Annotated in this window: 16 protein-coding genes and 2 pseudogenes; 10 read left to right on the top strand and 8 right to left on the bottom strand. The window is 68.9% G+C overall.

What is annotated here, in order from left to right:
• Positions 1-14: 14 nt before the first annotated feature.
• From SMIR_RS16305 to rpmB, 4 genes are all read right to left on the bottom strand, one after another.
• Entirely contained in the window at positions 15-566 is a 552-nt protein-coding gene (locus tag SMIR_RS16305) for a DUF4232 domain-containing protein (protein WP_168494189.1), read from the bottom strand.
• Positions 567-816: 250 nt separating this feature from the next.
• Positions 817-1,287 carry a hypothetical protein gene (locus tag SMIR_RS16300; protein ID WP_168501205.1) on the bottom strand — a complete coding sequence of 157 codons (471 nt, stop codon included), beginning with the start codon at positions 1,285-1,287 and terminating at the stop codon, positions 817-819.
• 295 nt (positions 1,288-1,582) lie between these two features.
• Positions 1,583-1,888, bottom strand: coding sequence for a 30S ribosomal protein S14 (gene rpsN / locus SMIR_RS16295; protein ID WP_060899625.1), 306 nt, complete (start codon positions 1,886-1,888; stop codon positions 1,583-1,585).
• 7 nt (positions 1,889-1,895) lie between these two features.
• Complete coding sequence (gene rpmB, locus SMIR_RS16290; RefSeq protein ID WP_212727154.1) at positions 1,896-2,123, bottom strand: 50S ribosomal protein L28; 228 nt, start codon at positions 2,121-2,123, stop codon at positions 1,896-1,898.
• A gap of 63 nt (positions 2,124-2,186) precedes the next feature.
• On the opposite strand from rpmB, the gene rpmG reads away from it, so the two are divergent.
• The 5 genes and pseudogenes from rpmG to SMIR_RS16265 all read left to right on the top strand — a co-directional run bounded on the left by rpmG (position 2,187) and on the right by SMIR_RS16265 (position 4,423).
• On the top strand, positions 2,187-2,351 hold the full coding sequence (gene rpmG / locus SMIR_RS16285) for a 50S ribosomal protein L33 (protein ID WP_168494194.1): 165 nt from the start codon (positions 2,187-2,189) through the stop codon (positions 2,349-2,351).
• Positions 2,352-2,356: 5 nt separating this feature from the next.
• Positions 2,357-2,611, top strand: a pseudogene (locus tag SMIR_RS16280) (type B 50S ribosomal protein L31); the annotation flags it as partial.
• Positions 2,612-2,679: 68 nt separating this feature from the next.
• Positions 2,680-3,280: pseudogene (locus tag SMIR_RS16275) on the top strand (hypothetical protein).
• Between the two features lie 3 nt (positions 3,281-3,283).
• The gene (gene rpsR / locus SMIR_RS16270) at positions 3,284-3,526 is read left to right on the top strand and encodes a 30S ribosomal protein S18 (protein WP_168494198.1); all 243 of its coding nucleotides are present in this window, start codon (positions 3,284-3,286) and stop codon (positions 3,524-3,526) included.
• 627 nt (positions 3,527-4,153) lie between these two features.
• Entirely contained in the window at positions 4,154-4,423 is a 270-nt protein-coding gene (locus SMIR_RS16265) for a DUF397 domain-containing protein (protein ID WP_060896084.1), read from the top strand.
• Positions 4,424-4,547: 124 nt separating this feature from the next.
• Here the strand turns inward: SMIR_RS16265 and SMIR_RS16260 are convergent, their stop codons facing one another.
• Positions 4,548-5,045, bottom strand: coding sequence for an ATP-binding protein (locus SMIR_RS16260; protein ID WP_422664435.1), 498 nt, complete (start codon positions 5,043-5,045; stop codon positions 4,548-4,550).
• A 346-nt stretch (positions 5,046-5,391) separates the two neighbouring features.
• Between SMIR_RS16260 and SMIR_RS16255 the strand changes: the two genes are divergently transcribed.
• The 4 genes from SMIR_RS16255 to SMIR_RS16240 all read left to right on the top strand — a co-directional run bounded on the left by SMIR_RS16255 (position 5,392) and on the right by SMIR_RS16240 (position 9,224).
• Positions 5,392-6,228: a Sco1979 family transcriptional regulator gene (locus SMIR_RS16255; protein ID WP_527252133.1), complete on the top strand. Its 837-nt coding sequence runs from the start codon at positions 5,392-5,394 to the stop codon at positions 6,226-6,228.
• A 188-nt stretch (positions 6,229-6,416) separates the two neighbouring features.
• Entirely contained in the window at positions 6,417-7,877 is a 1,461-nt protein-coding gene (locus tag SMIR_RS16250) for an aldehyde dehydrogenase family protein (RefSeq protein WP_168494202.1), read from the top strand.
• Positions 7,878-8,007: 130 nt separating this feature from the next.
• Positions 8,008-8,544, top strand: coding sequence for a DinB family protein (locus SMIR_RS16245; protein WP_168494204.1), 537 nt, complete (start codon positions 8,008-8,010; stop codon positions 8,542-8,544).
• A gap of 38 nt (positions 8,545-8,582) precedes the next feature.
• Entirely contained in the window at positions 8,583-9,224 is a 642-nt protein-coding gene (locus SMIR_RS16240; protein WP_168494206.1) for a PadR family transcriptional regulator, read from the top strand.
• A 39-nt stretch (positions 9,225-9,263) separates the two neighbouring features.
• Here SMIR_RS16240 and SMIR_RS16235 read toward each other — a convergent pair whose 3' ends face one another.
• On the bottom strand, positions 9,264-9,620 hold the full coding sequence (locus SMIR_RS16235) for a hypothetical protein (protein ID WP_211118857.1): 357 nt from the start codon (positions 9,618-9,620) through the stop codon (positions 9,264-9,266).
• Positions 9,621-9,669: 49 nt separating this feature from the next.
• Between SMIR_RS16235 and SMIR_RS16230 the strand changes: the two genes are divergently transcribed.
• Entirely contained in the window at positions 9,670-10,740 is a 1,071-nt protein-coding gene (locus SMIR_RS16230; RefSeq protein WP_168497310.1) for an IS630 family transposase, read from the top strand.
• A gap of 28 nt (positions 10,741-10,768) precedes the next feature.
• Here the strand turns inward: SMIR_RS16230 and gad are convergent, their stop codons facing one another.
• Positions 10,769-12,175: a glutamate decarboxylase gene (gad, locus tag SMIR_RS16225; RefSeq protein WP_212727153.1), complete on the bottom strand. Its 1,407-nt coding sequence runs from the start codon at positions 12,173-12,175 to the stop codon at positions 10,769-10,771.
• Between the two features lie 112 nt (positions 12,176-12,287).
• Positions 12,288-13,553, bottom strand: a complete 1,266-nt coding sequence (locus tag SMIR_RS16220) for an ion channel protein (RefSeq protein WP_168494211.1) — start codon at positions 13,551-13,553, stop codon at positions 12,288-12,290.
• Positions 13,554-13,651: the final 98 nt, after the last annotated feature.

Genomic DNA, 13,651 nt, shown 5'->3' with positions numbered 1-13,651 from the left:
GCGCCGGGAGGTGCTCAGTCGCCCGCGGGCTGGAACGAGCTCACGGAGGCGTTCGGGTCGGTCGGGCCGGTCTTGCCCGCGAGGGGGCCGTACGACCACTTGAAGCTCTGGGTGGTGGCGGCACCGGGCAGACCGATCTTCAGCGTGGTCGCGGCGAGGCTCTTCCCGTCGCCCGCCGTGCCCCGTACGTAGGTGATCGTGAAGGAGGCGGTGCCGCTCGCCGCCAGCGTCTGCTTCGGCGGAGTCGCGGACTTCTCCTCGGGCACGTCCGTACTCGTGCCCCCGTCCTGCACCTTGACGGTGGGGAAGCCCTGGAGGGTGCACTCGGCGCCCTTGTTGGTGAGGGTGACGGGCACGTTGCCGGTGTCACCGGCGGCCGGGGCGGCGTTGGCGGGGCCGACCTGGATGCCGATCTGGTCGATCTTGCAGGCAGTGGAGGCGGCGGCGGAGGAGGCGGGCGAGGCCTTCTTGCCGCCGGCACTGTCGCTGCTGCTGCCGCCGCTGTCGCAGGCGGTCAAGGTGAGTGCCGCCGCGGCGGCGACGACGGCGATCGGAAGGGCGCGCATGGGTTTCCCCCTGGGTTCGTGAAGGTGCTCATGGATCATCACGCAGACCGGTGGGCACGCGTTGCGCGGCCCCCCTGTCGCGCACCTCTCCCGTGCCGCATATGTTCCGAATGCGGCCCGAAAGGCCGCCCTACGTCGACGGAATGAGCGACGGACACGCGAACGGGCCGCGGAGTCCCAGGGATTCCGCGGTCCGCTGCCAGGAGCAGGTCGGGTCGGGTCGGAGCAGGTCAGGCAGGGGTCGGGCCGGTCAGGAGCCCAGGCTCGCCGTCGGCAGTCCCGACGGGAGCTGACCACCCTCGGCCTTCGTGTACGACTCCTTGCCGAGCTTCCCCGACCAGGTGACCTTCAGTGTCGTGCTGTTCACGGAGTCGACCATGCCCGTCGCGCGGTCCTTGTTCCCGTCCGTGCACTTGAGGTGGATCATCTGCATGCCCGCCTCGTCACCGGCGGTCCCGGTGCACACGGTGCCGCCCGTCGTGAAGAGCCCGGCCTGCTTGCCGGTGATCACCAGCGCCACGGCCTTGCCGCCGGTCGTGGCCACCCAGCTGCCCTCCAGCTTGCTGGTGGCGGTCGACGGAGTGCCCGAGCCGCTGCCCGTGCCGGCCGTCCCCGAGGGGGACGCGCTGGGACTGGCGGACCCGTTCCCGGAGCCGGACCCCGAGTCGCTGCTGCACCCGGTCAGCGCGAGCGTGCCCGCCAGACCCGCGGCCAAGGCCATGGCCACGCCCCGGGTCCGCCGACGCGGAAGGGTCGCCGAAGTCGCCGATGTCACTGAAGCCCCCAAGGGTGATGGTGTCGCTGGGGTCGCCGGAACGACCGCAGCAAGCTATCAGCCGCACTCGCGAACACCCTGAGCGTGACATCGGGAGAACTTACGAATCTTCTGAGGGAGTCGTCGGGTCATGGTTCCGAGGGGGCGTCGGGTCATGGTTCCGAGCGGGCGTCGAGTCACTGTTCCGAGGGAGTTGGCGAGGCATCGGGAGTGCCTCGCCGGCGCCGTCGGGCGCGACGCGCTACCAGGATGACTTGCGAACACCCGGCAGGAATCCCGCATGCGCCTGCTCCCGCAGATTCACCCGGGACAGCCCGAAGGTGCGCAGGTAGCCGCGGGGGCGGCCGTCCACGCTGTCGCGGTTGCGGACGCGGGTGGCGCTCGCGTCGCGCGGCTGGCGGCGCAGTTCCTCCCGCGCGGCGGCCCGTTCGGCCTCGGTCGAGGACGGCCGGCGGAGGATCTCCTTCAGCTCGGCCCGCCGCGCCGCGTACCGGGCGACGACCTCCCGGCGTCGCTCGTTCTTCGCGATCTTGCTCTTCTTCGCCATCAGACCCTCACCCCACGGGCCGGATCCTGGCCACGGCCGCCTCGACGCCGATCGCGTCGACGGTCTTGATGCCCTTCGCGCTCAGCCGCAGCCGTATGTGACGGCCCTCGCTCGGCAGCCAGTAGCGCTTGCGCTGGACGTTCGGGTCGAAGCGGCGGGACGTGCGCCGGTGGGAGTGGGAGATGGAGTTGCCGAAGCCCGGCGTGGCGCCGGTCAGCATGCAATGCGCGGACAAGGGTGACGTACCTCTCTCTGAGACATCTTGGAAATGGGAGTCATTTTCATTAACATATCAGCCATGGCACGCAACGAACTCCGTCCCGTCATCAAGTTCCGGTCCACGGCCGGGACCGGCTTCACGTACGTCACCCGCAAGAACCGGCGCAACGACCCGGACCGGATGACCCTGCGCAAGTTCGACCCGGTCGCCGGCCGGCACGTCGACTTCCGAGAGGAGCGCTGACCGTCATGCGCGAGGGAACCCACCCGGAGTACGGCCCCGTCGTCTTCCGCGACCGCGCCGCGAACCACGCCTTTCGCACCCGCTCGACGCTCGCCGCCGCGGCGGGGGAGAAGACGATCGAATGGGAGGACGGCCACACCTACCCGGTGGTGGACGTCGAGATCTCGAACGTGAGCCACCCCTTCTACACGGGCAACGCGCGGGTGCTCGACACCGCGGGCCGGGTGGAGCGTTTCGAGCGCCGGTACGGAGCGGTCGGTAACGCGCTCGGCAAGGCGGGCGTCCAGACGCTCGGCAAGGCGGGCGGCAAGCGCGGCGGTGCCGGCTGATGCCGTCCTCGCACCTCTCCGTCGTGATCGTCGGCGGCCTGCACGCGGATGCGCGGCGGGCCGCCGTCGCACGGCTGCTCGCCGACGTTCCCGGCAGCGTCGCCCTCCACCACGACCTGGCGACGGCCGCGGCGGGCACGGTCGTCCGTACGATCCGGGACGCCACCGGCATCGTGTCGGCGGGCGAGACCCCGCTCGTCAACGACTGCGCGTGCTGCGCCCTGAGCGAGGATCTGGTGCCGGAGCTGTGGCGCCTCGCGGATGGGGGCCTGACGAACCTCGCCGTCGTCGAACTGTGGGACTCGGTCGAGCCCAAGGCCATGGCCGAGGTCGTCGTGGCGGGCGGGCCCCTGGCTCGCTTCGCTCCCGGACGTCGCGTGGGACATGGTCCCGTCCGTCCGTCGCGCCGCCGCCGCGCTCGACTGGCACCCGGAGCACGGCGACTGCTGCCAGCACCTCGTCTTCACCTCGCCGGGGCTCGACCGCGAGGGGCTCGAACTGCTCCTGGAGTCCTGCCTGTTGACCGACGCCGAGTACGCCGCGGGCCCCGCCGCCTGGAAGCGACTCCCGCCCGCCTTCGACTCCCTCCTGGAGGTCTGACCCATGGCCCGCAAGCCGGAACGCAAGCCCGCCACCAAGTCCCGCCCCAACCCGCTGGACCGCGACGGGATCACGTACATCGACTACAAGGACACCGACCTGCTGCGGAAGTTCATCTCCGACCGCGGCAAGATCCGCAGCCGCCGGGTCACCCGGGTGACCGCGCAGCAGCAGCGGATGCTCGCCCGCGCGATCAAGAACGCGCGTGAGCTGGCGCTGTTGCCGTACTCCGGCACCGGCCGCTGATCCCACCCGGCCGACACGCTTCATGCGTAGGAGGGGACCTCGGCCCGTCTTGGCCCTGGCCGGACCACATGGACACCGAAGCCGAGGCCGAGACTGAACCCGGCGGCGGCAAGTCATGAACCCTGTCCCGGACCGAGACCTGCCCTCCGTTCCGCAGGGCGATCCGCCTCGCCGGCACCGGTGACGTGCGGATTCTCGCGTACGAGCCGGAACGGATGCCGTGCGTCCGGTGGGCCGACGCCGATCCGGTGACCCCTCCGGATTGGGCCATTACGTGAACGTTGAAACTCGAAGGGCCCGGTACGCGTCTCTTCTTAATGCATGAGGGATTCGACCCGGACGACCCTGCACGGATGATGGCGCGGAAGATCATGCACGGGGGCTGGGGATCGCATGGCATGCGTTCTCCGGGGCAGACGCTGGATCAGACGCAGCCCGGCGATTACCAGACAGTAGTCGGGCGGTCAACACGCCGTAGTCAAATGGCGGTAAAAGCTGTAACCGTGGGACCACCCCCCGTGCACGTGCATCTGCCCATGCATCTGCACATGAACAGAGCTATGATCCGGGGCAGTTGGCCACTGCATCAATGGCCACATCGGCCACTGCACGACCGGGGAGCGACCTGTGGACCACGACGTGTACGACGTGGATGACCTGGATGACGTGTACAACGGCATGGCTGCGACCGAGCTGACCGGGGTGGCCTGGCAGAAGAGCAGGCACAGCAACTCGCAGGGCTCCTGCGTGGAGTTCGCGAGGCTGCCCGGTGGCGACGTGGCGGTGCGGAACTCGCGGTTCCCGGAAGGGCCCGCGCTCGTCTACACCCGCGCCGAGATCGAAGCCATGCTCCTGGGTATCAAGGACGGCGAGTTCGACCACCTGATCGCCGGCTGACGTGAGTCGGCGCCACACGCCTGGACGCGCATTCGAGTGGGGCGACCGGAATAACTGACCGCTACTGCCTTCTCGCGGCGAGTAACGCGCGTAGAACCGCGGCGCCAAAAAGCGCCGCGGTTCTCTATTCGGTCGAAACCCCGCCGGCGGCCGGCTGCGGAAGCCGGAACAGCGCCCATACGACCTTGCCGCTGAGCGTGCCCGCGAGTGGGTGCCAGCCCCAGCTGTCGGCGAACGAGTCGACCAGGAACAGGCCTCGGCCCGACTCCGCCGAGAAGTCCTCCGAGTCGCCCGCGACCGGGCTGTCGTGACTGGGGTCGCGCACCGCGCACACCAGACGTGAGGTCCACCGCATCAAGTGCAGCCGGACGGGAGGGCCTTGGTCGTCCGAACGGGGTGTGTCCGAGGGCAGGGCGTGCCGCAGCGCGTTGGTCACGAGCTCGGAGACCACCAGGCAGACGTCGTCGAAGCGCTCGCCGATGTCCCACTGGTCCAGCGTTCTGCGGGTGAACTGCCGAGCTTCGCGCACCGCTTCGTAGCGCGCCGGCAGGGCGCAGGAAGCGGCGTTGGACACGGCCGCGGGGTCGAGCGGCGGAAGTCCCTGCCGTAAGGGCTCGAGCATGGTCGATCCATTCGTCCCCATGCGAGGCACTCCCGGGTGTTCGCGGTCGTTGCGATGCAGCGGTGGCGCGAGGACCATGGTTCCGAATGCGTACAGCAGATGCAAGGGCAGATGCACGTGCACGCGCCCGAATTAGACCTTCCTTCACCCTTTCTTGGTCATTTCTTCTGCCACCTTCTTCCCTCTTGTTGACCCTCTACTGATCTTTTCCTGCGTGGCCCCTTTGGAGTCTTTCCGTTTCTGTAACTGAACGAGTACTGCTTGAAGTGTTTTAGTGGCAGACTTCGGCCCTTGAAGACGGTTGGGGAGGCTGACGAACGTGAGCGCTGGTGAGTCGAGCGGCTCGGTGGTGCGGCGCATGCTGCTGGGGTCACATCTGCGGCGCCTGCGGGAGTCGCGCGCAATCACCAGAGAAGCGGCCGGTTACTCGATCCGTGCCTCCGAATCGAAGATCAGCCGCATGGAGTTGGGACGGGTGAGCTTCAAGACGCGCGACGTCGAGGACCTGCTGACGCTGTACGGCATCACCGACGAGGCCGAGCGCACGTCGCTCGTCTCCCTCGCCAAGGAGGCCAACGTCGCGGGCTGGTGGCACAGTTACTCGGACGTGCTGCCCAGCTGGTTCCCGACCTACGTCGGCCTGGAGGGTGCGGCCCATCTGATCCGGTCGTACGAAGTCCAGTTCGTGCACGGCCTGTTGCAGACAGAGGCCTACGCCCACGCGGTCGTCGCGCGCGGCATGCGGGGCGCCTCGCCCGCCGACATCGAGCGGCGCGTCGCGCTGCGCCTGGAGCGGCAGAAGTACCTCGTCTCCGAGAAGGCCCCGGAGTTCCACATCGTCCTCGACGAGGCCGCGCTGCGCCGCCCGTACGGCGACCGCGAGGTGATGCGGGGGCAACTCCAGCATCTGATCGAGGTGTCGGAGCGTCCCAACGTACGACTTCAGGTCATGCCGTTCAGCTTCGGCGGCCACTCGGGCGAGAGCGGTTCCTTCACCATCCTGAGCTTCCCCGAGTCCGACCTGTCGGACGTCGTCTATCTGGAGCAGCTCACCAGCGCGCTCTACCTGGACAAACGCGAGGATGTCACCCAGTACGAGGGCGCGCTCAAGCAGTTGCAGCAGGACAGCCCCGGGCCCTCCGAGAGCCGCGATCTGCTGCGGGGACTGCTCCAGCTCTCCTGATCTTCTCCCCACCGCCTCCGGCGAGTCTTCACGGTCTGTTCGCCTGTGAGTCTTCGTGGACTCTTCGGAGGTGCTCTCCAACTCCCTTTGGACGCAAGTACGATGACGTCTGATCAGACGTTGATCGGATGTGTCTGCTGACTCAGACTCGGATGTCTGCCTCGGCAGCAAGGGGATTGAGGGAGCACATGTCGTCCTACTTCACCGACTTGGCCCAGCAGTACATCGACGGCGAGTGGCGCCAGGGCACCGGCTCCTGGGACATCATCGATTTCAACCCGTACAACGGCGAGAAGCTGGCGTCGATCACCATAGCCACGGTCGACGAGGTCGACGAGGCCTACCTCGCCGCTCGGCGCACCCAGAAGGAATGGGCCGCGACCAACCCGTACACCCGTCGCGCCGTCTTCGAGAAGGCCCTGCGCATCATCGAGGAGCGCGAGGCCGAGATCACCGAGGTGATCATCGCCGAGCTCGGCGGCACCCACCTCAAGGCGGGCTTCGAGCTCCACCTCGCCAAGGAGTTCCTGCGCGAGTCGATCCAGCTGGCGCTGCGTCCCGAGGGCAAGATCCTCCCGTCGCCGATCGACGGCAAGGAGAACCGCCTCTACCGCGTCCCCGTCGGCGTCGTGGGCGTGATCAGCCCCTTCAACTTCCCCTTCCTGCTCTCCCTGAAGTCCGTCGCGCCGGCCCTGGCGCTCGGCAACGGCGTGGTCCTCAAGCCGCACCAGAACACCCCGATCGTCGGTGGCTCCCTGGTGGCGAAGATCTTCGAGGACGCGGGCCTGCCCGGCGGTCTGCTCAACGTCGTCATCACCGACATCGCCGAGATCGGCGACGCCTTCATCGAGCACCCCGTCCCGAAGGTCATCTCCTTCACCGGCTCCGACAAGGTCGGCCGCCACGTCGCCACCGTCTGCGCCTCGCACTTCAAGAGCGCGGTGCTGGAGCTCGGCGGCAACAGCGCCCTGGTGGTCCTCGACGACGCGGACATCGACTACGCCGTCGACGCGGCGGTCTTCAGCCGGTACGTCCACCAGGGCCAGGTCTGCATGGCCGCCAACCGCGTTCTCGTGGACCGCTCGATCGCGGACGAGTTCACCGAGAAGTTCGTCGCCAAGGTGAAGACGCTGAAGGTCGGCGACCCGAGCGACCCCCAGACGATCATCGGCCCGGTCATCAACTCCTCCCAGGCGGACTCGCTCACGGGCGCGGTCGACCAGGCGATCGCCGAGGGCGCCACGGCCCTGGTGCGCGGCGCCACCACCGACAACCTCGTCGAGCCGACCGTCCTGACGGACCTGCCCGCCGACTCCGCCATCCTCCGGCAGGAGATCTTCGGCCCGGTCGCACTCCTCGTCACCTTCGACGGTGAGGAGGAGGCCGTACGCATCGTCAACGACACCCCGTACGGGCTCAGCGGCGCCGTGCACACCGCCGACGTCGAGCGTGGTGTCGCCTTCGCCAAGCAGATCGACACCGGCATGTTCCACGTCAACGACGGCACCGTCCACGACGAGCCGCTGGTCCCCTTCGGCGGCGAGAAGCACTCCGGCATCGGCCGCCTCAACGGCGAGACGACCGTCGACGCCTTCACCACCCAGAAGTGGATCTCGGTCCAGCACGGACGCAGCTTCTTCCCGTTCTAGGGCTCATTCCGTTCGGAGACTCTTCGTCGCGATCGAGCCCTTGCGGACAGAAGCTGACCGCAAGGGCCCGTACGTTCGTCGGTGTCGGGCAGGGGATGCCAGGCAGGTGGACCGATGAAAGGCGGCGATCATGGTTACTCACGTTTCGGCAGGTGCTCCGGGCGACGAGCGCGGAGCACTGCTCTCCTTCCTGGAGGCCGAGCGCGGCGGGATCCGCCGGGCGCTGATCGGGCTGACGCCGGAACAGGCCACGAGCCGGCCGAGCGCGAGCGAACTGTCCCTGGCCGGACTGCTCAAGCACGTCGCCGAGACCGAGCAGGCCTGGATCGCCCGCGCCAAGGGCGAGCCGCCGGCCGTCGAGCGGGACGAGTCGACCTGGCACGAGTGCTTCGCGCTCGTCGGCGACGAGACCGTCGAGTCGCAGCTCGCGTACTGGGAGAAGGTGGCCGCCGAGACGGAGGCGTTCATCCGCTCGGTGCCCAGCCTCGACGAGACCTTCGCACTGCCCGAAGCCCCCTGGTTCCCCCGGGAACGGGTCTCGATGCGCTGGGTGGCGCTCCACCTGATCCGTGAGACGGCCCGGCACGCCGGCCACGCCGACATCATCCGCGAGTCCCTGGACGGCGCCACCGCCTTCGAGCTGGTCGCCCGCGCGCAGGAGGGTTGACCTCCGCGCCCTCATCTGCCCCCCATAACCTGGACCGCATGTCAGCGATCCGTCTCCTGGTGCTGGGTGCCGTCCGCCAGCACGGGCGGGCCCACGGCTACCAGGTGCGCAACGACCTCGAGTACTGGGGCGCGCACGAGTGGTCCAACGCCAAGCCCGGCTCGATCTACCACGCGCTCAAGCAGATGGCGAAACAGGGACTGCTGCTCGCCCACGAGATCGCCCCGTCCACGGCGGGCGGCCCGCCGCGCACCGAGTACGAGATCACGGACCAGGGCACCGAGGAGTACTTCACGCTGCTGCGCCGGTCGCTTACCGCGTACGACCAGAAACCGGACATCCTCTCGGCCGCGCTCGGCTTCATGGTCGACCTCGGCCGTGCGGAGACCCTCGAACTCCTCCAGGAGCGGGTGCGCGCCATCGAGGAGTGGCGCAGGTCCGTCACCGGGTACTACACCCCCGAGGACGGCCCCGGACAGCTCGGCCACATCGGCGAGATCATGAACTTCTGGGTCCACTCCGCCGACTCCGGCGCACAGTGGACCCGGGGCCTGATCGAGCGCATCCGGGGCGGCGCGTACACCTTCGCCGGGGAGGGCCGGCCCTTCGTCGGCGTCCTGGTGGACGGCGAGGAGAACCCGTACGCGACGGAAACCCCGCACCCCGGCGACCAGGAGTAGCCACGCCCTCCGCCGGACAGGTCCTAGTGCTGCTCCGCGTTAGTTCGTGGAGGGTGGTGTGGTCCAGGCGGTGGGGTCGTTGAGGTAGAGACCGCATGCACAGTCGAGCGCTTCTTCGGGTGAGCCGAATGGCAGGCCGGTAGGAAGGAAGTTGTCTTGGTATTTGCTGCTGCTGGCGAGGTAGATGGCAAAGCCCCAGGTGTGCAGGACGCCGGTGAAGCGCAGACGGCACAGTGGCAGCGGTTCCTCTATGCCCGGCATTTCGCCTGCCACGTAGGCGAATCCGGTCCGAAAACGGACCTGGATGCCCGAGAGTTGGGGCCAGCGTTCCCGCGCGCGGTCGCGCAGGCGGACGCGGAGGTGGTGCTGCATGGACTCGGGCGGGTTCTTCGGCACGGTCCCCATCCTGCCCGGCAACGATCGCGCTGCGCCATGATCACCAGTCATGGGCGGGAACAGGCAGGCAGTGTCGGTGGTGCTGGACGAGGCGTTACGAGCGCGGCTGACAAGCCTTGCCGGCTCCACGCGCGGGCAAGTGCGGGCGGTGCTGCGGGCGAAGATTGTGCTCGCTGCCGCTGCGGGAGCGTCCAACGCGGCGATCGCCCGCACGCTGGGAGTCAGCGTGAACACGGTCCGCAAGTGGCGAGGGAGGTTCACCGCCGCCGGGATGGAGGGACTCAAAGACGCTCCACGCCCAGGGCGGCCCCGCCTTTACGACAGCCGGGTGCGGCTGGCCGTGGTGGCTTCCGCGACCAGTGCACCGACCCACCCGGAGTCGACATGGACGCACCGGACCATCGCCACCCTGGTCGCGGACACTACGTCCGCCGCTATCTCCCCGTCCCAGGTCGGCCGGATCCTGGCCGGCCTGGACCTCAAGCCGCACAAAGTCCGCGGCTGGCTCACCCGCCGCGACAATCCCCAGTTCTGGGAACGGGCCGCCGACATCTGCAATCTCTACCTCAACCCGCCAAACGACGCGGTGGTGCTGTCCATCGACGAGAAGACCGCCATCGCCGCCCGCTCCCGCAAGCACCCCGGCCGTCCCGCCGGACCCGGCCGGCCGTCCCGCCAGGAATTTGAGTACATCCGCCACGGCACCGTCTCGATCAGCGCCGCGCTCAATGTGCGCACCGGCGAGGTCCTCACGCAGCCCATCGCCCGCAACAACGCAGCGACCTTCATCGACTTCCTGCGGATGCTCGAGCGGACCATCAACCCGTGCCACGCCATCCACGTCGTGCTGGACAACGGCGCCTCCCACATCGCACGGACAACCAAGGCATGGCTGGCCGACCACCCCCGCTGGCACGTGCACTGGACCCCGCCGCACGCCTCCTGGCTCAACCAGGTCGAACTCTTCTTCTCAGCCCTGACCCGCCGGGTTCTACGACACGGCGACTTCCCCAGCCGCGACGACCTCATCGACAAAATGGACGCCTACGTGATCGCGCACAACACCACCGCCAAGCCCTACCGCTGGACCTACGACGCCAGGCCACTCAAAGCCGCATGACACCTCCACGAACTAACGCGGAGCAGCACTAGTGGTGGAAGCCGGTCGCCGCCTCCTTGTCCTGGGTCAGCGGATGCGGCAGATTGCGCAGTTGGGGCACCAACCGGCTCAGGTCCTCGATGAACAGGTCGGCGAGATCCACCGAGAAGCCGTTGCGGCACACCACACGCAGGACGGACAGGTCCTCCCGGTTGGCCGGGAAGGTGTACGCGGGCACCAGCCAGCCGCTCTCCCGCATGCGCCGGGACACGTCGAAGACGTCGTACGCGGTCACATGGGGTGCCGTGGTGAAGGCGAAGACGGGCAACTCGTCACCCCGGGTGAGGAGTCGGAAGTCCTCCAGCGCCTCGATCCGCTCGGCGAGCCCGCGAGCCAGGTCTCTGGTCGTCTGCTGAACGGCGCGGAAGCCCTCCCGGCCCAGCCGTAGGAACGTGTAGTACTGCGCCACGACCTGCGCGCCCGGGCGGGAGAAGTTGAGGGCGAAGGTCGGCATGTTGCCGCCCAAGTAGTTGACCCGGAAGACGAGTTCCTCGGGCAGCTCGGCCTCGGTCCGCCACAGCGCCCAGCCGACGCCCGGGTAGACCAGCCCGTACTTGTGGCCCGAGGTGTTGATCGAGGACACGCGCGGCAACCTGAAGTCCCAGACCAGGTCCGGGTCGAGGAAGGGGGCGATCATCGCGCCGGACGCGCCGTCGACATGGACGGGGATGTCCAGGCCCGTACGCTCCTGGAGCTGGTCGAGGGCCGCGCACAGCTCGGCGATCGGCTCGTACGACCCGTCGAAGGTGGAGCCGAGGATGCCGACGACCCCGATGGTGTTCTCGTCGCACAGCTCGGCCGCCGCCTGGGGGTCGAGGTGGAACCGGTCGCCCTCCATGGGCACCTGACGTGCCTCGACCTCCCAGAAGTTGCAGAACTTCTCCCAGCACACCTGGACGTTCACCCCCATCACGAGATTGGGGCGTGCTCCGGGGTAGCGGTCCGCGTTCCGCCGCATCCAGCGGCGCTTCAGCGCCATGCCGGCGAGCATGCACGCCTCGCTCGATCCGGTCGTCGAACAGCCGACGGTGGACGCCGGATCCGGCGCGTTCCACAGATCCGCGAGGATCGCCACGCAGCGCCGCTCCAGCTCGGCGGTGCGCGGGTACTCGTCCTTGTCGATCATGTTCTTGTCCTGGCACTCGGTCATCAGCACCCCGGCCTGCGGTTCCATCCAGGTGGTGACGAAGGTGGCGAGATTCAGCCGCGCGTTCCCGTCCAGCATCAGGTCGTCGTGGACGACCTGATACGCCGTGTTGGGCGGCAGCGGGCCGTCGGGAAGCCGGTGCTTGGGCGGGGCCTCCGTCATGCCCCCGACCGGATTCGCCTCCCCGAAGAAGGGGTTGACGGACACCGGTCGCTCGTCGGGCTTCTCGGGACCTTGGTGGAGCGGCATGGGATCTCCTATCGAGTCGGCGGTCGGAGGGCCCTACTGGTTGAGCGGAGGGTCCTACTGGTTGAGCGGATCGGGGGTCCTACTGGTTCATCGGATCGGGGGGCGTGTCGGTTCACCGGATGGGGGTCCCGTCGCCACGCAGCTGCATCTGCGGGCGTCCGGTGACGATCAGCCAGGCCGGTACCGAGGCCAGCACCAGCAGGGGCAGCACGGCCGGCTGGGCCGCCAGGACGGCCGCCGTGAACAGACTGATCCAGCCCTGCCGGGTGACGGCCAGGAGCACACCCAGGACCGCGCACACCACGGCGAGCGTGGGATCCACCTGCGGTACCAACGCGTGCGCGCACAGCCCGAGAGCTACCCCGGCGAAGACGGAGGGAAAGATCCGGCCGCCCCGGAAGCCGCACGAGGTGGCTACCAGCAGCGCGGCCAGCTTCACCACGAACATCAACGCGAACCGTCCCGCCGACCAGCCCTCCGGGTTCGCGGCGAGGGTCTTCACCTCGTCCAGGCCCTTGAAGAGCGTCAGAGGCCCGCCCAGCGCCCCCAGCAGCCCCAGGACGAGACCGCCCACGGGAATCGCCACCATGGGGTGTCCGAGCCGGGAGAAGGCGCCGTGGACGTACGGGAGGGCGCACACCGCGGTCATCCCGATCGCCGCGGCCGCCGAGGCGATCACCAGGGCGCTCAGCAGGTCGCCCCAGTGGGGGCCCGCGTAGGCGGGCAGCGCGAGGTCGAAGCTCGGGTGCTCCAGCAGCACCATGGTCAGCGCGCCCGTGCCGCCCGCGAGCAGCGGTGGCAGCAGCCGGTCCCAGAGGGCGCCGGCCCCCGGCTGCCCGGCCAGCACCTCGGAGAAGATCAGGGCGGCGGCCACCGGCGTGCCGAACAGGGCGCCGATCGTGCCCGCGACCGCCAGGCCCACCCACAGCCCCACGGCGGAGCCCGGGACCACCCGGGTGCCGAGCCAGTAGGCGAGGGCCACGTTGACGGCCGTGATCGGGTTCTCGGGGCCCAGGCTCACCCCGCCCGCCAGCGTCAGGACGGTGGCGACGAGCAGCCCGGGCAGAACGCGGGGCGGCAGGGGAGCGTCGACCAGGCCCGTGGTCGCCGGATCCGGGCCCGCGTGCCCCGGCACCTTCCACACCACGAGACCCACGGCGACGCCGGTCGCCGTGAGCATCACGACCATCCACAGCACGGAGTAGCGGCCCACGCCCAGTGCGTCCGGAAGGGTCTCCCACAGGACGTCCTCGAACCGGTCGGCGAGCAGGCTGACGCCCAGCAGGACGAGCGCCGCGGCAACACCGACCACCACGGAGGGCACGATCAACGGCAGCAGACGCCGTAAGGGGGTCGCCGTGGACGCATCGGTGCTCACGGCCACACCCTAAGCGGGCAAAAGATGCACAACATCCCGAAGGGAGCGCTTCGGTACCCCGGGAATTCCGGCTTGCACCTCACGTGGCGTGAGGGCTG

Source organism: Streptomyces mirabilis, assembly GCF_018310535.1.
In the GTDB taxonomy this organism is placed as follows: Bacteria; Actinomycetota; Actinomycetes; order Streptomycetales; family Streptomycetaceae; genus Streptomyces.
This window is presented reverse-complemented; position numbering and strand designations above follow the sequence as displayed.